This is a genomic window from Allobrachymonas denitrificans DSM 15123, from assembly GCF_900110225.1.
In the GTDB taxonomy this organism is placed as follows: Bacteria; Pseudomonadota; Gammaproteobacteria; order Burkholderiales; family Burkholderiaceae_C; genus Brachymonas; species Brachymonas denitrificans.
This window is the reverse complement of the sequence record NZ_FOCW01000008.1, coordinates 13,701-33,385: the sequence shown is the minus strand read 5'-3', so window position 1 is coordinate 33,385 and position 19,685 is coordinate 13,701. Positions and strand designations below refer to the sequence as shown.

The following is a 19,685-nucleotide window of genomic DNA, read 5'->3' as shown; positions in this document are numbered from 1 at the left end:
TCCTGATGGTGTGTCTCGGCAACATCTGCCGCAGCCCCACGGCTCAGGGCGTGATGGAACAGCAGGTGGCCGAAGCCGGTCTGCAGCAGCAGGTGCAGGTGGATTCCGCCGGCACGGGCGACTACCACATCGGCCACGCGCCTGACCATCGCGCGCAGGCGCATGCGCTCAAGCGCGGCTACGACATTTCTGCGCAGCGGGCGCGCCAGCTGGCGGATGCAGACTTCGAGGATTTTGACCTGATCCTGGTGATGGATGCTGCCAACGAACGCGATGTGCTGGCGCGTTGCCCGGAGCAGTACCGCCACAAGGTGCAGCGGCTGGCCGGCTATGGCCGCCAGCACCAGACGGATACCGTGCCCGATCCCTACTTTGGCGGTGCGGAAGGCTTCGAACAGGTGCTGGACCTGGTGGAAGATGCCTGCGCCGGCGTGTTGGCCGAGGTGCTGCAGGGCGCGGACAGCAAAATGCCGCCCACAGGCGGCATGGAGGGCTGACAGCAGCGTTCAGCGTGCAGAAGCTCAGGCGGGGCACCCCCTGCCAGAGCCCTGTGCCATCAGCGCATCACGACAGGCTGTTGATCAGGTCGATGTACTGCTGCTTGGCGTCGTCGGCGCTGGTGCCCTTGAGCGCGTTCCAGGCATCCCACTTGGCGCGCGCCACGATGTCGGCAAAGCCCGGCTTGGCGGCGCTGTTGTCGCCTTCGGTGGCCTGCTTGTACAGGCTGTAGATTTTCAGCAGGGTCTGGTTGTCGGGCTTCTCGCTCAGCTGGGTGGAGTTGGCCACGGCGGCTTCGAAATTGGCGGTAAGGTCGGTCATGCGTGTCTCCTGAAGATTTGTTCAACAGCCACCCATCCTGCATGATGCAGGCAAGTGGCACGCGCCCATTGTAGCGATCATTGAACGATCGTGCTTTTTTGTTGCAACAGGATGTGATCGACCACCGGCCCGGCGCGGAAGCCGCTCACCAGCTGCAGCAGCACGCGCGTGATGCCGTCCACATTGTTGGCCTGCATCAGGCCCTGCAGCTCCACCAGGCGCTCCTGCAGCTGCGGCCACGGCAGCAGCTGCTCGTGGGCCTTCATGATGCGTGGGTGCTCGGTCGGCTGCGGGTTGTCGCCGATCAGCAATTCCTCGTAGAGCTTTTCGCCCGGACGCAGGCCGGTCACCCGGATGGCGATGTCGCCGCCGGGGTTCTGGGCATCGCGCACGGTCAGGCCGGAGAGGGCGACCATCTGGCGTGCCAGCTGGGCAATCTGCACCGGCTCGCCCATGTCCAGCACGAACACATCGCCACCGGTGCCCATGGCACCGGCCTGCAGCACCAGTTGCGCAGCTTCCGGAATGGTCATGAAATAGCGCGTGACATCGGCATGCGTCAGCGTGATCGGGCCACCGTTGGCGATCTGCTGGCGGAACAGCGGCACCACCGAGCCGGAAGAGCCAAGCACGTTGCCGAAGCGGACCATGGTGAAGCAGGTCTTCCGGGGGGAAAACGTGCCAGCGGCAACGCCAGCAGCAGAGGGTGCGCTGGCTTGCGGGAGCGTAGGCGTTGCGCCCGTCCCGTATCCAGCTGCATCCAGCGCAGGGTGGCGCAGCGATGCTGTGGGGTGAGCAGTCTCAGTGCCCCAGACACCGGCCGCATCCAGCCCCGCAAACGCCACTTCGGTGCTATCCGCCAGCGCCTGCAGGCACAGCTCGGCCAGCCGCTTGCTGGCCCCCATCACGTTGGTAGGGCGCACCGCCTTGTCGGTGGAAATCAGCACGAACTCCGGCACACCCGCCTCCAGCGCCGCGCGCGCCACCGTCAGCGTGCCGAACACGTTGTTGGCCAGGCCCTGCACCGGGTTGTGCTCGACCATGGGCACATGCTTGTAGGCAGCCGCGTGGTACACCGTGGCCGGATGCCAGGTGCCGATGATCTGGCGCATGCGGTGCAGATCGCGCACATCGCCCAGCAGCGGCACCAGCGCAGGGTTGCCGGGCAGGGTGGCCACCAGTGCCTGCAGTTCGTGGTAGATGCGGTAGAGGGCAAATTCGCTGTGTTCGACCAGCAACAGCGTGGTCGGGCCCTGGCGCACGATCTGGCGGCACAGCTCGCTGCCGATGCTGCCTCCCGCGCCCGTCACCAGCACCACACGCTGCTGGATGTCGCGCGCAATCAGTTCGGCGCGCGGCGGCACCGGGTCGCGTCCCAGCAGGTCTTCCACGTCCAGTTCCTGAAACTGCTGCACGGCGGCCTGGCCGCTGGCGAGTTCGTCCATGCTGGGCACGCTGCGCACGTGCACGGCCAGCCCCTGCAGGCTCTGGATGATGGCATTGCGCTCCGGCCGCGTCAGGCGCGGGATGGCCAGCAGCACGTCGCTCACGTCACTGTCACGCACCACCTGCGGCAGGTGCTGCGGCGCCCACACCTCCACGCCGTTGATGCTGCGGCCGATCTTGGCCGGGTCGTTGTCCACGAAGCCGATCAGCGTGTAGTTGCGCGTGCTATGGATGGCGGCGGCAGTCTGGATGCCGGTCTGGCCTGCGCCATAGATCAGCAACCGGCCGCGCTGGCGCATGTCCTGGCTGCCGGTGTACATGAACAGCCCGCGGATGAAGGCCCGGTTGCCGCCGATCAGCAGCAGGAACAGGATGGGCTGCAGTGCGCCCACGCTGCGCGGCACGTGTGTCGGGTTGCCGACGAACACCACGTAGCAGCAGAAGATCACGCCATACACGGCAATCGCCTGCATGGTGGTGACCATGGCCGAGAAGCCCGTGTAGCGGAAGATGGCGCGATACAGCCCGAACTTGACCATGATCGGAATCGCCAGCATGGGGGCCAGCAGATACGTGACGGTCTGGTCGGCGTGCGGCAGGATCCAGCGGTCTTCGCGCAGGCTGATGGCCAGGAACAGCGCCAGCCAGGCGCAGAGAACGTCCACCCCCATGGCCAGGAACTGGCGCGGCAGGGTGTAGCGGTTGAAGATGCGGGATTGCATGGAAGAAAAAACTCAGGGCTTGAGCAGGATGCCGAGCGTCATGCCGATGATGCGCAGGTCCAGCCAGAAGGAGCGTTCGCGCACGTACTGGCGGCACAGCGCCAGCTTGGCCGGCAGGATGGTGTCGACATAGGTCTGCTCGGGGTTGCTGCTTTGTGCCAGCAGCGTGCTTTCGCTGCGGTATTGTACGGAGGCCAGGTCGGTGATGCCGGGGCGCACGCTCAGCACCTCGGCGCGCACATCGGCCGGATACAGCGCCACGTAGCGCGGCACCTCGGGGCGCGGGCCGACGATGCTCATGTCGCCGAGCAGCACGTTGATGAGCTGGGGCAGCTCGTCCAGCTTGTAGGCGCGGATGAAATGCCCGCTGCGGGTGATGCGGTCGTCCGCGCCCACGGTGATCTGCAGGCCGGCGTTGTCCTGCCGCATGCTGCGGAACTTGTAGATGCGGAAAGGCTCGCCATGGCGGCCGATGCGTTGCTGGCGGAAGAATACCGGGCCGGGGGAGTCGCGCTTGATCCAGACGGCGATGCCCAGCAGCACTGGCGCGAGCAGCAGCAGGCCGATGCAGGATGCAGCGATGTCGAACAGGCGCTTGAGTGCCAGGGAGAGCATGGTGTCAGGGCTTGCGGACAAAGGTGACGGGACACGTTTGGGCCGCCTCACCATTCTTGTGCACACCGAAATCCTGGCAGGAGATTCTGCCGGGCAACAAGCCGGACGTGGGCGTGGCGTGAGTGGAACGGGCCAGCGCTGAGACCATGGTGCAGTGCGTCATCGCTCAACCCAGGATGGCATGCAGGGCGGCAATGATCCGTTCCTGCTCCGCATCGCTCATCGCCGTGAACAGCGGAATGCTGAACATGCTCTGGTAGGCCTTGTCCGCCTCGGGGAACATCTCGGGCGTGAGCTGGTAGCGGTCGCGCCAGTAGGGCTGGCGGTGCAGCGGCACATAGTGCACGCTGGTGCCGATGCCGGCGTCGCTGAGCTGCTGGATCACCTCGTCGCGCGTCACCTTGGCGCCTTCTGCCAGACGCAGCACGAACAGGTGCCAGGAGTGCACGTCGCCTGCCGGCGCATCGGCGGGCAGGATCAGCGGCAGTTCCTTCAGCGCTTCCAGATAGCGCTGCGCCAGTTGTTGGCGGCGCTTCAGGAAGGCAGGAAGGCGCTTGAGCTGCACGCGCCCCAGCGCGCCGGCCATGTCGGTCATGTTGTACTTGAAGCCAGGCGCCACAATCTCGTAGTACCAGGCCGGCGTCTTGCTGGTGAAGCGGTCGAAGGCATCGCGGTTGATGCCGTGCAGGCGCATCACCTTCATGCGTGCGGCCAGCGCCTCGTCCTTGGTCACCACCATGCCGCCTTCGCCGGTGGTCATGGTCTTGTTGGCGTAGAAGCTGAAGACCGCTGCATCGCTCGGCAGCTGGCCCACCAGCGTGCCCTTCCAGGTGGTGGGCAGGGCATGGGCGGCGTCTTCCAGCACGCGCAACTGGTATTTTTGCGCGATCGCAAAAATCCGGTCCATGTCGCAGGCCAGGCCGCCGTAATGCACCGGCATGATGGCCTTGGTACGCGGCGTGATGGCGGCTTCGATCTTGCAGGGGTCGATATTGAGCGTGAACGGATCGCAGTCCACCAGCACCGGATCGGCGCCCAGATAGCGGATCACCTCGGTGGTGGCGGTAAAGGTCAGGGTCGGCGCAATCACCTCGTCGCCGGGGCCGATGCCCATGGCTTCCAGCGCCAGATGCAGGCCGGCCGTGGCCGAGTTGACAGCAATGCACTGCACGCCGCCACCCAGAAAATCGCCGAACTCCTGTTCAAAGGCGCGTGTTTCCGGTCCGGTCGTGACCCAGCCGGAACGCATGGCGTGGGCTACGGCGGCGATTTCTTCTTCGCCGATGTCGGGACGGGCGAAGGGGATGAAGGCAGATGTGTTCATGACAGGCGTTATTGTCGCAGGTGGGAGCGATCAGGGCTTGCAGGCTTGGGGCGCTGGCGTGGCATGGTGGAGCAGAAGCAACAGGCGGCGCGATGGTGCTGCTGCATGCGCAGACGCAAGCGTGCAACTGTCAACCGTCACGCAGCAGGGGTGCAGCTTTCCAGAAAACGCCGCGCCAGCACCGGGTAGGTGTGATTGGCCAGCACGAACTGCCGTCCCGCCTCTCCCATGCGCTGGCGCGTGGCGGCATCCAGCGTGACCAGCTGGCGCAGGCCGGCCGCGATGGCGGGGGGATCGGCCGGCGGCACCGTCAGGCCGCAGCCGGCTTCGGCCACCGGGTCATTACCGGCCTCGACCGAGTGCAGCACCACGCAGCGCGCCATCATGTAATCCATCAGCTTGTTCGGCGCGATGCCGAAGCGGTAGATCGGTACGCGCTGCCAGCCGATGTAGGCAATGTCCACCTCGGCCAGGAAGGAGGGAATCTGCGCCTTGGGGATGGGGTCGAAGAACGCCACCTGCTCCAGCCCCAATGCCTGCGCCTGGCGCTGCAGCGCGGCCTTCTCGTGGCCATCGCCCACCAGCACGAAGCTGAACGGTTCGTTGCGCAGCAGTTCGGCCGCCTGCAACATCACGTCCAGCGCGTTGGGTGTGCCGTGCGAGCCGGCATAGCCCACTACCGTGCGGCCAGCGGCTTTTTGCGTCGCAATGTGGCTGGCAATGTCGCTGCGCAAGGGCGGGGCAGTGCCTTGCCATTCCTCCAGGGTGATGCCGTTGGGCACGATATGCAGCTTGCGCAGGTCCAGACCGTGACTTTGCATATGGTCTGCCACCTTGGGGAGCATGCTGATGACCACATCGGCATGTTTGTAGGCATGGTTCTCCGCCGCCTGGCACAGCATGATGAAAGGATGGCGCGGCGACATGCCGCCCAGTTCGATCGGCGACAGCGGCCACAGGTCATGCACCTCGAAGACCAGCTTGCAGGGCTTGCCGGTCTTGCGTGTGAGCTTGGCGATGCGCTCGGCCACCCAGATGTCCATCGGGTAGGTGCTGCTGGCGATCACCACATCGGGCTGGAATTGGCTCGCAATGCGCGGCGCATCGCTCCAGACCTGGCGCAGAAAGGCCCAGATGTTCCTGACCCGGCCCAGACCATTTCCGGCGTAGGGGGGCGTGGGGTACCAGTGGTAGGCGATGCCGTCGATAGTTTCGTGCCAGGGGTCAGTGCCGGGTCGCTCCGGCTGCTTCGCCCGCACATGGCTGTGATCGGCCGCCACCATGCGCACGCGGTGCCCGGCCTGCACCCATTCGCGCGCCAGATAGTAGGGACGGTATTCCATGCCGTGCAGCGGGCTGCCGGCGTAGTGGTTGAGATAGAGAATGTTCATGAAACTTGTCGCAGGGTCTGCACCAGGCGCGCCACTGCGGGAGGAAACAGGCCGTGGTCGTGCACCCACTGGCGGTTGTCGCGGGCGATGTCGGAAGCACGCGCCAGCAACTGCGGCAACACCTGTGCACTGAGGGCGCCCAGCTCGGCGCTGCCGGCGGGTTCGGGCACGATCCAGCCATTGCGGCCGTCGTCCACCAGCTCGGCGTTGGCTGGCAATTGGCTCAGCAGCGGGATGCAGCCATGGGCCATGGCCTCAAGCACCGAAACGGCCACGGAATCGCTTTCGGGCTGGCTCAGATACCACTGGGCGCGGTCGTACTGCTCTGCCTGCTGCGCCGCAGACAGGCGGCCCACGAAGCGGATGCGCTGCTGCAGGTTCTCGCGGGCGACCCATTGCTCCATCGCCTGCCGCTGGCTGCCATCGTTGGCGATCACCAGTTCGGCGTCGGGCTGCCAGGAGGCGATGCTGCGGAACAGCTCCAGCACGCGGAACGGGCGGTAGATCGGCTCCAGCCCCCGGTTGGCGTAGAACAGCCACGGCGTCTTGGCCTGCGCCGGTGCAGGGGGCAGGGCATCCAGCCCGAACGGAAAAGTCAGCACCTCGCCAGCGCCCAGTTGCCGCATGACGCCAGTCATGTGCTGCGAATCGCTGGTGCAGAGCGTGGCATGGCGCAGGACGGCTTGCGTCAGGCGGCGGTAGAGGGGGCTGCGTTGCGGCGTGACCAGGATGTCGCTGCCCCAGGCGGACGCCAGCACGCGTCCGCGAAGATGCCACAGACGCTGCGCCAGCAGCACCAGCGTGCCGTGCGAGGTCAGGTAGTGCGGGTTGATCCAGTCGGCATCGACACGGCTGAGCCAGCGAGCCAGCGCCGGCAGCTTGCGCAGCAGCGCGGCATTGCCGCCGCCGTGGGCGGGATCGGTGTTCAGGGCGAGGCGGCGGCCGGCTGGCACGAGCGCTTCCAGCTCGGGCGCAAAGCCCCGGCTGGAGCAGACCCACAATTCCAACAGCGGCGCCAGCGCGCGCGCCCACTTCAGCAGATGCGGGCTGTCGCCGTCGCCCACGAGGGCATAGCGCAGCGGCTGCTTCCCCTCTGCGGAGGAGGACTCTCCGGTGGGCAAGGGGGGCGTCGAATGGAGGGAGCCTTCAGTCATGGCGAGGGGAGTGTACCTTGTCGGTGACTGGTGAGCTTGCGCTGCCACGGCATGTTCTTGCTCAAGCCGTGGGCAACTGGCCTGCCCAGCTTGCGTAGGCGGCACGATATTCCGGATGCTCCGCCAGCCAGCGCGCATCCTGCGTGCGCGTGTCGCCAACAAGCTGGGCTGGATTGCCCGCCAGCACGGCAAAATCGCCAAATTCGCCCCGCACACGGCTCCCTGCGGCGACCAGGCAGCCTTTGCCAAGCCTGGTGCCGGCTTCGATCACGCTATGCGGGCCGATGAAGCAGTGCGCGCCGATGTCGATGGGTGCGCGGATGTCGCTGGGAAGGCTGCCGTCAGCGGCAGCCTCTGGCACCCCCGACAGCCGGGCTGCCACGCGCACGCTGCGATGCGTGCTGTGGCTGACGATGCTGATGAAATTGGTCACCTGCGTGCCACGTCCGATGCGGATGCCGCTGCTGGCTTCGATGAAGTTGAGGTGGCCGATGAAAACATCATCTTCCAGCACCAGGCGGTCTTCATGTTCGATGCAGGCGCTGGGGGAGATGCGCGTGAGCGGCAGTGCGCGGCCTTGCTGCACTTCGCCGAACAGCGTGCGGAAGAACAGCGCGCGCCACAGGCGGCGGCGCAGCCGGTTGACGGCAGCGCGCAGGCGAAGGGAAAGGCTGATGCTGGACATGGAGTCTGTATTGTCGGCGATAGGGGCAAGAAGCGGCCTCACGGCATTTCTTCCACCAGTTCCTTCACCCCCGGTTCCGCCGGGTCCTGGGGCTCCGGCTGCGGAATCTCCGGCCAGAATGCCAGTCGCCAGAAATAGATGCCGAAGTACACCACCATGGCTGCAGAAACCGCCCAAGCGCCAGCGGTCAGTCCGCCGAAATGCAGGCCCAGGCCCAGGGCGACCACAAAGGCCAACTGCCCGACTAAAGCCCAGCGAAAGGCCCAGCGTTGCGCCTTCCAGGCCATGGTCACCACCGCCAGCGGCGCGGCCACAAAGTGCGCGGCAATGTAGGGCGCGAGGGCACGCGCCAGCTCACCGGCATCGCGCCACTGCTCGCCAAATATCCAGTGGAACAGCCATGGCCCGGCCACCATCAGCACCAGCATCAGCACCACCGCCACGCCGCCCAGCAGCAGCATGATCTGGCGCACGGCCCGTTGTGCTGCATGCGGAGCGGCGCCCGTCAGCCGCGGATACAGCGCCTGCGAAACAGCCCCACCCACCAGCGTGGCCGGTGCCTTCAGATAGCGCAAGGCCAGCCCCCAGAAGCCCGCGGCAGCCTGTCCCGTCAGGGCAATCAGCAAGGCCACCGCAATGGCATCCTGCAGCGTGCCGAGAAACGCATGCGGTGTGTTGAGCAGCGGAAAATCCCGATACTTGCCAGCCGTCGCGCGCATGGCCTGGCGTTCATCGGGCGTTGCCGGGAGCAGCGTTGCCAGCCAGCCACCGGCAGGAGCCGGGCGCAACAGCGGCAGCGTAGCGAGCAGCACTGCGGCGATCGGTGCCACAATCAGCGCCCAGGCCTGATCCACGCCGGCGGGCTGCTGCGACTGTTGCCACAGCCAGGCACCCAGTGCCACCTGCAGCACGGCGCCACCGCCATACTGCAGCACGCGACTGATCGCCAGCGCGCGAAAGGTTTCGGCCCGGTTGTTCCACATGATCAGCAGCTGCAACAGCCCGGCCGCAGCGACGGCCAGCGGCAACAGGCCGGGCACCGGCAGATGCTGCCAGCGCGCCAGCGCCCAGGCAATGGGCATGCTGGCCAGGGTGACCAGGGCCAGAATGCGCAAACACAGCAGCAGCAGCGTGCGGGCCTCTGCCTCCTGCCGTGCCATCGGCAGGGCAAACTCGTAGCGCGCGCAGGCAATCACCGCCACTGTGGCCGACACCGTGGTGAAGGCAGTCAGCGCGCCAAAGGCTTCGGGCGTGAACAGGCGTGTGATCACCGGCCCCAGCAGCAGTGGAATCAACTGGGCCAGCGCGCCGCCCATCAGCAGCGTGAGCGTGGCGCGGAGCAGGCCGGAAGTGCGCGGGGCTGGGGGTGTCATCGCCCCATCACGCGGCAACCGCATCGCGCAGCGCCTGCATCACGGCATCCTGCTGCGCGAGCGTCAGGTCGGCACTCATGGGCAGGCTCATCACCTCGCCGGCGAGGCGATCCGCCACCGGCGTGGGACGATCACACAGGCCGGCATAGGCGGGCTGACGGTGCATCGGCACCGGGTAATGCACGGCCGTGGGAATGCCTGCGGCTTTCAGGCGCTCCTGCACCTGCTCGCGCTGCGCTACGCGCACGGTGTACTGCCCGAACACGCTGGTGCGTTCGGCGCGCTGGTGGATGCGCGCAATGCCCGCTGCATCACAGGCGGCGTTGTAGAGCTGCCCGCGCACCAGGCGCTCCTGCACTTCCCAGTCAAAGCGCTCCAGCTTGGCCAGCACGATGGCGCATTGCAGCGTGTCCATGCGTCCGCCCACGCCGACGCGCGTGTGCGTGTAGCGCTTGCTCTGGCCATGGAGGCGGATCTCGCGGCAGGCCTGCGCCAGTGCGTCGTCGCTGGTGAAAATGGCACCGCCATCCCCATAGCAGCCCAGCGGCTTGCTCGGGAAGAAACTGGTACAGCCGAAGGTGCTCAGATTGCAGCTCTGTCGGTCTCGATAGGTGGCCCCAAAGCTCTGCGCCGCATCCTCGATCACCGGCAGATTGCCGTGGCGTGCCGCAATCGCGTTGATGGCGTCCATATCGGGCGTCTGGCCATACAGGCTCACCGGCATGATGGCGCGCGTGCGCGGCGTGATGGCTGCCTCGATCTGCGTGGCGTCGATCAGGCCGGTGTCTGCTTCCACATCCACCCACACCGGCTTGCCACCCAGCAGCACGATCACTTCGGCGGTTGCGGCGAAGGTGAAGGGCGAGGTGATCACTTCGTCGCCCGGCTGCAGGTTCAGCGCCATCAGACTGATCAACAGCGCCTCAGTGCCGCTGGATACGGTGATGCAGTGCCTGGCGCCCGTGCGGTCTGCCAGCGCGGCTTCCAGTTCTGCCACTTCCGGGCCCATGATGTACTGGCCGTGATCCAGCACGTGCTGCATGCGCTCGGCAATGCGGTCTTTCAGCGCGGCGTATTGCGTCTTGAGGTCGATGAAGTCCATGATCGTGTCTGGTTCAGGCGGAAGCTGATCGGCTCGCATCCATTTCCATGGATGTCTGGATCCACTTGGGTAGTGGTGCATCAAGAGTTGAAAATGCTCCCCCCGCATACACGACATAGGGGTGTAGCGGCCTTGCCCAGTTGTCATAAAGGAATGCGATATCAACCAGGGGGAGTGCCTTTGGCAGATTTTCCAGGCTGTCCTTGTAGCGTCTGCGCACTACGTCGGGATCAATGGAGTGCAAGCCGCGCTCTGCGCGCTCCCTGACGCGTTCCACATTGCATTCAGGATCAGGGAGTCCGACATAGTGGAGTTCTATCCAGTAGCCTGCCTCGCGAGTCTCCCTGATTCTGTGCAGGATGGTGACGCCTGACAGAGTGGTTTCCAGAGAGAAATTCTTGCATTGGACAAGGGCAGCCCTGAAGCGTCGTATCGTCTCTTTAGCGGCCAGGACATCAACGGAGCGGGGATCTTGCGGCCGGATCTCGCGGGCGATTGCATCCGGATCCAGATGCAACATGCCGGGATAGGTGTCCTGCTGCTGCTCGCGCATGGTCGACTTTCCCGCACCATTGGCGCCAGCGTAGAACACGGCGACGGGAGGCGCACTCATTGTGCACACATATTGCGCAGGATAACTTTCTGGCCGTCAGGGAAGCGGCGCACAATCCGCCCTTCGGCGTCGGGCTCTACCACCGAGTGATGTTTGCGGTACTCGGCGAAGTAGGCTTCCGACCGCTGTGCCGTTTGCAGGGCACGTGCAACAGCCTGCAAAGCCAGATGTTGGGGGGAAGTGCGCTGGGATTTCATGTTTCGTAAAGTCTGCAATTGCGCAATGATTGTAGGCCTTACGAGCCCAGAGGGCCACCAGGCGGACATTCTGCTACAGACACTACTCCATCCTGCAGCACGTACCGCTCCCCCGTATGCGGACAAACCGCTTCACCGCTTCCCTGCAGTGGCAACTCCAGCCGCTCGCCAAAGCGGCTCATCCAGCCGATCTGCCGCGCCGGTACGCCCACCACCAGGGCAAAGTCGGGTACGTCCTTCTGCACCACCGCTCCGGCACCGACAAAGGCGTAGCGCCCCACGGTACTGCCACAAACGATGGTGGCGTTGGCACCAATGGTGGCGCCCTGTTTCACTAGCGTGCGGCGGTATTCTTCCTTGCGCGTCACGGCGGAGCGCGGGTTGTAGACGTTGGTGAACACCATGCTCGGGCCGCAGAAGACATCGTCTTCGAGTGTGACGGCGTCGTACACGCTGACGTTGTTCTGCACCTTGACGTTGTTGCCGATGCGCACATCGTTGCCCACGAACACGTTCTGGCCAAAGGAGCAGCGTTCGCCAATCACGGCATCGCTGCAGATGTGGACCCAGTGCCACACACGGCTGCCGGCGCCGATTTGCGCGCCGGGGTCGATGATGGCGGTGGGATGGATGGTGACGCTCATGCCAGCAACCGCCCCAGCATCGGATGCCCCTTGCCATCCCTGGCAGCCACTACTGGCGCGGTACGGATCACATTCACCGTCTCGATGCAATGACGCGCATCCTCCAGCCCGTAGCCGCGACCGGCCAGGATTTCCTCGTAGCTGACCTTGTGCAGTTCGGTAAAGCCTTCGGAGAATTCCAGCTGCTCGCCACCGATGTCGATGCTGCGGAAGGTGGTCTTTTTGCCCTTGACCTCATCGGGCAGGTCATGGGCATCCACCGACAGGAACCAGCGCACGCGGGCGCGTTCATATTCCAGGTAGCCGGCGGCCTTGGTTTCGCCGCTGTAGTGCACCACGTTGTCCTGCAGCTGGCCAAACACGAAGTGCAGCATGTCGTAAAAGTGCACGCCGATGTTGGTGGCCACGCCAAAGGACTTGCGCGGGTCGCCTTTCCAGCTTTCCAGGTACCACTTGCCGCGGCTGGTGATGTAGGTCAGCTCCACGTCGAACTTGGTGTCGGCCGGGGCCGCAGCCACTTTCTGGCGCAGTGCCAGGATGGCATCGTGATGGCGCAGCTGCAGGATGTTGTACACGCGCTTGCCGGTTTCACGTTCCACCAGCGCCAGGTCGTCCAGCAGTTCGGGCGTGGGCACCAGCGGCTTTTCGCAGATCACGTCGGCGCCCAGGCGCAGGCCGGCGGTAATGTGCGGATGGTGCAGGTAGTTGGGCGAGCAGATGCTGACGTAATCCAGCGCCGTGGCCGGATCACGCTTGAGGCGATGGGCGTAGTCGTAGAAGCGCTCGAAATCGGTAAAGAACGCGCTTTGCGGCGAGATGCTGTCGATGATGCCAACCGAGTCGTTGGTGTCGTAGGCCACGGCCAGGTGGTGGCCCAGGTTCCTGATGGCGTGCATGTGGCGCGGGGCGATGTAGCCGGCGGCGCCGATGAGGGCGAAGTTCTTGGTCATGATGCGCTGTGAGGTGAGGCAGAATGTGCAGATACGCTATTGTGCGCTTTCTGGGTGCCCGGGCATGCTGCGGGTGCTACCGGGAAGCATGGATTGGCTTTTCATGGATAGCTGACTATAATTAATGTCCTTAGGACATTAATTATAGTCAGCTATGAGGAGTATTGCAGCACCATGTCCATGACTGTCGCGCACGCGCTTGCGCTGGAGTTGAGCAAACTCAAGGCCCCTGTCATTTTGATGCATGACATTGCTCGCCTGGCGTGGCAGCTATGCCAGCGCCAAGAACAGGGCGGCCAGGCCTTGAACAAGGCGGCTTTTGCCCGTGTGGTGCGCATGCTGCAAGAGGTCGGCACCCTGCAGCCGGTCGCCGGTTTTTCGCCCCGGTCGGTGGCAGCCCTGATCGGGCGTATAACCGATGATCGCAACGCCCTGGTGTGCACGCTGGATCCGTTTTGTTTCCTGTCGCATCTGAGCGCCATGGAGTTTCATGGCCTGACAGATCGCTTCCCCGAGGTGCTTTACGTGTCATCGCCGGCTCGCCAGGCATGGGCAGCACTGGCGCAGGATCGCATGCGCAAGTCATTGGGGGCGGATTGGGAGGCATTCCAGGCGGCTGGCCTGCCCCTGTTGCGGCGTCTGGAGATCCTGCGGCTCCATCGCAAGCCGGTGCACCGCTACAGCAGCACGCATCTGGGTGCTTTCCGCTTGATCAAGGATTCACCGGTCCGGGTGGCCACGCTGGGGCGCACATTTCTGGATATGGTACGTGCGCCGGAGTTGTGTGGCGGCATGGCGCATGTCATGGTTTGCTACCAGCAGCATGCGTCCGGGTTCCTGCGGCTGATTCTGGATGAGCTGGAGCAGCACGGCACGGCGGTGGAGCGTGCGCGTGTCGGTTTTCTGCTCGAGGATGTGTGCGGGCTGTCGGATACCCGGCTGGACGGGTGGGCAGCCACTGTCCGGCGCGGTGGCTCACGCAAGCTCGATGCCTCGGCTGACTATGCTCCCGAGTTTTCCGAGCGTTGGGCGCTGTCCATCAACCTGCCTTTGCCGGAGGGTGTGTGATCCATTTGCCATTGTGGGTAGAAGCAGAGCAGGACCCAGGCCGGCAGGTGTTTCGGCAGGCGGTGCATCTGGTGTTGCGAGCCATTGCGCAGTCAGAGGTGTTGGCCCCCACCATGATCATGAAGGGCGGGATCCTGCTGGCGATACGATATCGCAGCACCCGTTATACGCGTGATATCGATTTTTCCACTTCACGACGCTTTCAGTTGCAGGAGGTGCCGCGCTTGTTGCAGGCCGTCGAGAGTGCGTTGGCTCCGGTGTCTGCAGACAATGAGTACGGTCTGGCCTTGCGGCTGCAGTCGCATGTGATCAAGCCACCTCCACGGCCGGATATCAGCTTTCCGACCTTGCAGTTGCGGGTTGGCTATGCGTCACGTCAGCAGCCGGCTGCCATGCGCCGCCTGATGGCGCAGGGAGTGCCTACGCTGGTGTCGGTGGATTACAGCTTCAACGAGTGGGTGACGGCGATCGAGGAGCAGCCGGTGGATGGAGGCGCACTGCGCATGTACCCGTTTCATGACCTGGTGGCAGAGAAGTACCGCTCGGTGTTGCAGCAGGTGGTGCGCAAGCGGGAGCGCTACCAGGATATTTATGATCTGAACCTGTTGCTCAACAGTGTCGAGTCCATGACGTTTGAAGATCGTGCGGCCATTCTGGGCAAGTTGCGCAGTGCCTGCAGGGACAGGTTGGAGGAGCCGGATCGCCTCGCCTTGCAGGACCCGCGCATTGTGGCGCTGTCACAGGCGCAGTATGGCAGCGCTTTGCCGCAATTGGTGGCAGATCACTTGCCGCCGTTTGATGTGGCTTATGGATTGGTGCGTGAGTTTTACGAAAGCTTGCCCTGGGACAAACCTGCCTGAGGCAGGTTCAGGGCAGCGTTACAGCCGAAACACGGCAAACCCCTGCGCCCCCGCCGCATGCCGGTCATACAAGCTCTTCACATCCGCCAGAATCGGCTGCTCGCCACGGCACAGCGGGCGCAGGTCGGCAGGTGTCATGGCGCGGTAGCTGCCGTGGCCCACGGCCACCACCAGTACGTCCACGGGAAGGCTCAGCCTACTTGCTTAGTTGGCTATGAGATGTTGCAATTTTCCATCCTGCAGCACATAACGATCCCCCGTATGCGGACACACAGCCTCGCCTGAACCCTGCAGCGGCAGCTCCAGCCGCTCGCCAAAGCGGCTCATCCAGCCGATCTGCCGCGCCGGCACACCTACCACCAGGGCAAAGTCGGGTACGTCCTTCTGCACCACCGCTCCGGCGCCGACAAAGGCGTAGCGCCCCACGGTGCTGCCGCAGACGATGGTGGCATTGGCGCCCATGGTGGCGCCCTGTTTCACCAGCGTGCGGCGGTATTCTTCCTTGCGCGCCACGGCAGAGCGCGGGTTGTAGACGTTGGTGAACACCATGCTCGGTCCGCAGAAGACGTCGTCTTCGAGCGTGACGGCGTCGTACACGCTGACGTTGTTCTGCACCTTGACGTTGTTGCCGATGCGCACATCGTTGCCCACGAACACGTTCTGGCCGAAGGAGCAGCGCTCGCCAATCACGGCACCGGCGCAGATGTGGACCCAGTGCCACACACGGCTGCCGGCGCCGATTTGCGCGCCGGGGTCGATGATGGCGGTGGGGTGGGCCGTGTATGCAGGATCAGAGGTTGAAATGTTCATGTTGAACTATGTATGTGATCAGGTGTTGGACAAAACGGATGTCAGTGCTTGCATGACCTGCTGTTGCTGCGCTTGCGTCAGGTCGGCACTCATCGGCAAACTCATCACCTCGGTCGCCAGGCGATCTGCCACGGGCGTCGGGCGGTCACACAGGCCCTGGTAGGCCGGCTGCTGATTCATCGGAATCGGATAGTGCACGGCAGTGGGAATGCCCGCTGCCTTGAGCTGCTCCTGCAACTGCTCGCGCTGCGACACACGCACGGTGTACTGCGCAAACACACTGGTGCGACCCTCGCGCTGCTGCATGCGTGGGATGCCGGCGGCATCGCACAAGGCGTTGTAGGCCTGGCCCAGCTGCATGCGCTGCTGCACTTCCCATGCAAAACGCTCCAGCTTGGCTAGCACGATGGCACACTGCAGCGTGTCCATGCGGCCACCCACGCCGATGCGGGTGTGGGTGTAGCGCTTGCTCTGGCCGTGGATGCGGATCTCGCGGCAGGCCTGTGCCAACGCGTCGTCGTGCGTAAAGATGGCACCGCCATCGCCATAGCAGCCCAGCGGCTTGCTCGGGAAAAAGCTGGTGCAGCCGAAGGTGCTCAGGTTGCAGCTTTCGCGGTCATGGTAGCGGGCGCCAAAGCTCTGCGCCGCATCCTCGATCACGGGCAGATTCCCGTGCGCTGCTGCAATGGCGTTGATGGCATCCATGTCCGGCACCTGGCCATACAGGCTGACCGGCATGATGGCCTTGGTCTTCGGTGTGATGGCGGCCTCGATCAGGTTGGCATCGATCAGGCCGGTATCCTCTTCCACATCCACCCAGACCGGCACCGCGCCCAGCAGGGCGATGACCTCGGCGGTGGCGGCAAAGGTGAAGGGTGTGGTGATGACTTCGTCACCCGGCTGGATGCCCAGCGCCATCAGGCTGATCAGCAGGGCTTCGGTGCCGCTGGAAACGGTGATGCAGTGGGCGGTGCCGGTGCGTGCAGCCAGCGCGGTTTCCAGTTCGGCCACTTCGGGGCCCATGATGTACTGGCCGTGGTCGAGTACGCGTTGCATGCGCTGCTGGATCGGGTCGCGCAGGGCGGCGTATTGGGTCTTGAGGTCGATGAAGTCCATAAACAGTCGGTTGGTGTGTTAGTCAAGTTGGAGGCGAGGCGTCATGGGCATGTTGAGGAGTCCTGAAGGCACAATGACACATTCGCCAGACTTGGTCGCATGTGGCGCTCAAGCTACGGTATGGATTGTCCTTCCGAATGGTGAGGCCCGGGCACGGATTGCGCAACGAACGTGCAGAATTCATCAAAAGTACACGTAAGTGCAACAACATGGCATACCCACAAGCGTACCCGGCGTAGCATTTGCAGGCTGGGGATCGCGTCATAATGATAGCTTGAGCCATGAGACGACCTGGGACGGAAAGAGGAATCATGGCGTGTCTGAAGGGGTGGGGATCCCTAGGGTATTGTTTTTAATGACTTTTTACCTTGAGTGGCGTTGTCTTGGGTGACAAGCCCTGTCAACCATTGAAAATTTGTTGAGTAAAGAATGAGCAACGAACAAAAAAAACTGGCTGTGATCGGCCTGGGCTATGTAGGTCTGCCGTTGGCAGCAGAGTTTGGCAAGACGCGTGATGTACTGGGCTTTGACATCAAGCAGGAGCGTGTGGATGAGCTGCGTGCTGGCAAGGACAGCACTCTGGAGGTGTCGCCCGAAGGGCTGAAGGCCGCAGAGCATCTGCGTTACAGCTGTGACCCGGAAGATCTGCGGGAGTGCCAGATTTATATCGTGACGGTGCCCACCCCGGTAGACGAGGTGAATCGTCCGGACATGACGCCTCTGGTCAAGGCCAGTCAGACGGTGGGCCGCACTCTGCGCAAGGGCGATATCGTCATCTACGAGTCCACTGTCTTTCCTGGGGCCACGGAAGAAGTCTGTGTGCCGGAGCTGGAGAAGGCCAGCGGACTCAAGTTCAACCAGGACTTCTTCTGCGGCTACAGCCCTGAGCGCATCAACCCCGGCGACAAGGTCAACACGCTGACCAAGATCAAGAAGATCACCAGTGGCAGTACGCCTGAAGTTGCCGAGGAGGTGGATGCGCTGTACCGCAGCATCATTATGGCGGGTACCTGGAAGGCCAGCAGCCTGAAGGTGGCAGAAGCTGCCAAGGTGATCGAGAACAGCCAGCGTGACTTGAACATTGCCTTTGTCAACGAGTTGTCGCTCATTTTTGAACGGGTAGGCATTGACACGCTGGAGGTGCTGGAGGCTGCAGGCAGCAAGTGGAACTTTTTGCCGTTCCGGCCCGGCATGGTGGGAGGGCACTGCATTGGTGTGGACCCGTACTACCTGACGCACAAGGCCGAAGAGGTGGGCTACCACCCGCAAGTGATTCTGGCGGGGCGTCGCATCAATGACAACATGGCTATCTATGCGGCACGCAGCATCATCAAGCGCATGATCCAGAACGGTGTGGATGTGGCGCGCAGTACGGTGGGTGTGATGGGTATCACGTTCAAGGAGAACTGCCCTGATATCCGCAACAGCAAGGTGATTGACCTGATCCGGGAGCTGCAGAGCTGGAATGTGAATGTGGTGGTCACGGATGCCTGGGCTGATGCTGATGAAGTGCGCCGTGAATACGGGCTTGAGCTTGGGCAACTGGGTGCCGACAACAAGGTGGACAGTCTGGTCGTGGCAGTGGGCCACACTCAGTACCGTGAACTGACGCCCCAGCAGCTGGTTGGCTACTGCAATACGCAGCACAAGCCGGTGGTGGGCGATATCAAGAGCCTGTTTGACCGCTATGCGCTGGAAGATGCGGGCTTTACCGTGTTCCGCCTGTAATTTTCTTGGGCAGATTGTCCAATTTCAAAGAGCAATACCATGAGCAATAGCAAGAACTTCGCCCTCATCGGCGCCGCCGGCTACATCGCCCCGCGCCACATGCACGCCATCAAGAATCTGGGTCACCACTTGGCTGTGGCCTATGACATCAACGACTCGGTTGGCATTATCGACAGCATCTCGCCGCAAAGCGAGTTCTTTACCGATTTCGAGCGCTTCTACGACTACGCCCATCGCCTCAAGCGCGATCCGGCTACCGCGCTGGATTACGTCAGCATCTGCTCGCCCAACTACCTGCACCACCCGCACATCACCGCCGGCCTACGCCTGGGTGCCGACGTGATCTGCGAAAAACCGCTGGTCCCCACGCCCGAACTGCTGGACGACCTGGCGCTAGTGGAGCGTGAAACCGGCAAGCGCGTGTACAACATCCTGCAGCTGCGCCACCACGATGCCATCCTCGCCCTGCGCCAAAAGGTGGCTGCCGCTCCTGCCAATACCAAGTTTGATGTCACTCTCACTTACATCACCAGCCGCGGCAAGTGGTACCTAGAAAGCTGGAAGGGTGATCCGCGTCAGTCCTTTGGCGTGGCCACCAACATTGGCGTGCATTTCTACGACATGCTGCACTTCGTGTTTGGCAAGTTGCAGGACAACGTGGTGCACTACAGCGGTGAAACCAAGGCTGCCGGCTATCTGGAATATGAACGCGCCCGCGTGCGCTGGTTTCTCTCCATCGATGCCAATGACCTGCCCGATGACGTCAAGGGCCGCAAGACTACCTACCGCAGTATTGATATCAATGGTGAGGAACTGGAGTTTTCTGAAGGTTTTACCGAACTGCACAAGGTTAGTTACGAGGAAATCCTTGCCGGACGAGGCTATGGACTCGAAGATGCAAGGCACTGCATAGAAACAGTGAATGTAATTAGAACTGCTTCTTGTGTGTCAGATGGTGAGGCAAGGATGCATCCTGTTGTAGCTCATTTGTTGTGAGAGCTTTGATTGAATTTTGTAATTGAGTGGCCCTTGATGATTAATTTTTAAGGGGCTTCGTGGTTTATGTCA

20 protein-coding genes and 1 pseudogene are annotated in these 19,685 nt (G+C 63.2%); 5 read left to right on the top strand and 16 right to left on the bottom strand.

What is annotated here, in order from left to right:
• Positions 1–5: 5 nt before the first annotated feature.
• Positions 6–497, top strand: coding sequence for a low molecular weight protein-tyrosine-phosphatase (locus BMW28_RS10835; RefSeq protein WP_091817927.1), 492 nt, complete (start codon positions 6–8; stop codon positions 495–497).
• Positions 498–564: 67 nt separating this feature from the next.
• Here the strand turns inward: BMW28_RS10835 and BMW28_RS10830 are convergent, their stop codons facing one another.
• The 13 genes from BMW28_RS10830 to BMW28_RS10765 form a co-directional block, all read right to left on the bottom strand.
• Positions 565–819, bottom strand: a complete 255-nt coding sequence (locus BMW28_RS10830; RefSeq protein ID WP_091817798.1) for an acyl-CoA-binding protein — start codon at positions 817–819, stop codon at positions 565–567.
• 77 nt (positions 820–896) lie between these two features.
• Entirely contained in the window at positions 897–2,987 is a 2,091-nt protein-coding gene (locus BMW28_RS13255; protein ID WP_327020821.1) for a polysaccharide biosynthesis protein, read from the bottom strand.
• A 12-nt stretch (positions 2,988–2,999) separates the two neighbouring features.
• Complete coding sequence (locus BMW28_RS10815; RefSeq protein WP_091817797.1) at positions 3,000–3,602, bottom strand: sugar transferase; 603 nt, start codon at positions 3,600–3,602, stop codon at positions 3,000–3,002.
• A 166-nt stretch (positions 3,603–3,768) separates the two neighbouring features.
• A complete protein-coding gene (locus BMW28_RS10810) occupies positions 3,769–4,926 on the bottom strand; it encodes a DegT/DnrJ/EryC1/StrS family aminotransferase (protein WP_091817794.1) in 1,158 nt (385 codons plus the stop codon).
• A 137-nt stretch (positions 4,927–5,063) separates the two neighbouring features.
• The gene (locus BMW28_RS10805; protein WP_091817791.1) at positions 5,064–6,317 is read right to left on the bottom strand and encodes a glycosyltransferase family 4 protein; all 1,254 of its coding nucleotides are present in this window, start codon (positions 6,315–6,317) and stop codon (positions 5,064–5,066) included.
• Positions 6,314–7,471, bottom strand: coding sequence for a glycosyltransferase (locus BMW28_RS10800; RefSeq protein WP_091817789.1), 1,158 nt, complete (start codon positions 7,469–7,471; stop codon positions 6,314–6,316). Before BMW28_RS10800 ends, BMW28_RS10805 begins: the two co-directional genes overlap by 4 nt.
• Before the next feature lie 61 nt (positions 7,472–7,532).
• On the bottom strand, positions 7,533–8,156 hold the full coding sequence (locus tag BMW28_RS10795) for an acyltransferase (RefSeq protein WP_200785788.1): 624 nt from the start codon (positions 8,154–8,156) through the stop codon (positions 7,533–7,535).
• 38 nt (positions 8,157–8,194) lie between these two features.
• On the bottom strand, positions 8,195–9,529 hold the full coding sequence (locus BMW28_RS10790; protein WP_091817786.1) for a lipopolysaccharide biosynthesis protein: 1,335 nt from the start codon (positions 9,527–9,529) through the stop codon (positions 8,195–8,197).
• A 7-nt stretch (positions 9,530–9,536) separates the two neighbouring features.
• The gene (locus tag BMW28_RS10785) at positions 9,537–10,631 is read right to left on the bottom strand and encodes a DegT/DnrJ/EryC1/StrS family aminotransferase (protein ID WP_091817783.1); all 1,095 of its coding nucleotides are present in this window, start codon (positions 10,629–10,631) and stop codon (positions 9,537–9,539) included.
• Positions 10,632–10,644: 13 nt separating this feature from the next.
• Positions 10,645–11,244 (bottom strand): zeta toxin family protein, encoded by a 600-nt coding sequence (locus BMW28_RS10780; protein ID WP_091817781.1) that lies wholly within the window; start codon positions 11,242–11,244, stop codon positions 10,645–10,647.
• Positions 11,241–11,441: a hypothetical protein gene (locus tag BMW28_RS10775; protein ID WP_091817778.1), complete on the bottom strand. Its 201-nt coding sequence runs from the start codon at positions 11,439–11,441 to the stop codon at positions 11,241–11,243. Before BMW28_RS10775 ends, BMW28_RS10780 begins: the two co-directional genes overlap by 4 nt.
• Before the next feature lie 38 nt (positions 11,442–11,479).
• On the bottom strand, positions 11,480–12,085 hold the full coding sequence (locus BMW28_RS10770) for an acyltransferase (RefSeq protein WP_091817775.1): 606 nt from the start codon (positions 12,083–12,085) through the stop codon (positions 11,480–11,482).
• Positions 12,082–13,035 (bottom strand): Gfo/Idh/MocA family oxidoreductase, encoded by a 954-nt coding sequence (locus BMW28_RS10765; RefSeq protein WP_091817772.1) that lies wholly within the window; start codon positions 13,033–13,035, stop codon positions 12,082–12,084. Before BMW28_RS10765 ends, BMW28_RS10770 begins: the two co-directional genes overlap by 4 nt.
• A gap of 174 nt (positions 13,036–13,209) precedes the next feature.
• Between BMW28_RS10765 and BMW28_RS10760 the strand changes: the two genes are divergently transcribed.
• Both BMW28_RS10760 and BMW28_RS10755 read left to right on the top strand, forming a co-directional pair.
• A complete protein-coding gene (locus BMW28_RS10760) occupies positions 13,210–14,103 on the top strand; it encodes a type IV toxin-antitoxin system AbiEi family antitoxin domain-containing protein (RefSeq protein ID WP_143280590.1) in 894 nt (297 codons plus the stop codon).
• Positions 14,100–14,963 carry a nucleotidyl transferase AbiEii/AbiGii toxin family protein gene (locus BMW28_RS10755; RefSeq protein WP_091817766.1) on the top strand — a complete coding sequence of 288 codons (864 nt, stop codon included), beginning with the start codon at positions 14,100–14,102 and terminating at the stop codon, positions 14,961–14,963. Before BMW28_RS10760 ends, BMW28_RS10755 begins: the two co-directional genes overlap by 4 nt.
• A gap of 18 nt (positions 14,964–14,981) precedes the next feature.
• Here BMW28_RS10755 and BMW28_RS12810 read toward each other — a convergent pair.
• From BMW28_RS12810 to BMW28_RS10745, 3 genes and pseudogenes are all read right to left on the bottom strand, one after another.
• A pseudogene (locus BMW28_RS12810) lies at positions 14,982–15,149 on the bottom strand (Vi polysaccharide biosynthesis UDP-N-acetylglucosamine C-6 dehydrogenase TviB); the annotation flags it as partial.
• Positions 15,150–15,167: 18 nt separating this feature from the next.
• Positions 15,168–15,773 carry an acyltransferase gene (locus tag BMW28_RS10750; RefSeq protein ID WP_091817764.1) on the bottom strand — a complete coding sequence of 202 codons (606 nt, stop codon included), beginning with the start codon at positions 15,771–15,773 and terminating at the stop codon, positions 15,168–15,170.
• 18 nt (positions 15,774–15,791) lie between these two features.
• Positions 15,792–16,889, bottom strand: coding sequence for a DegT/DnrJ/EryC1/StrS family aminotransferase (locus BMW28_RS10745; RefSeq protein ID WP_091817761.1), 1,098 nt, complete (start codon positions 16,887–16,889; stop codon positions 15,792–15,794).
• Positions 16,890–17,318: 429 nt separating this feature from the next.
• On the opposite strand from BMW28_RS10745, the gene BMW28_RS10740 reads away from it, so the two are divergent.
• A complete protein-coding gene (locus tag BMW28_RS10740; RefSeq protein ID WP_091817758.1) occupies positions 17,319–18,617 on the top strand; it encodes a nucleotide sugar dehydrogenase in 1,299 nt (432 codons plus the stop codon).
• 39 nt (positions 18,618–18,656) lie between these two features.
• On the top strand, positions 18,657–19,613 hold the full coding sequence (locus BMW28_RS10735; RefSeq protein WP_091817755.1) for a Gfo/Idh/MocA family protein: 957 nt from the start codon (positions 18,657–18,659) through the stop codon (positions 19,611–19,613).
• Positions 19,614–19,685 lie beyond the last annotated feature (72 nt).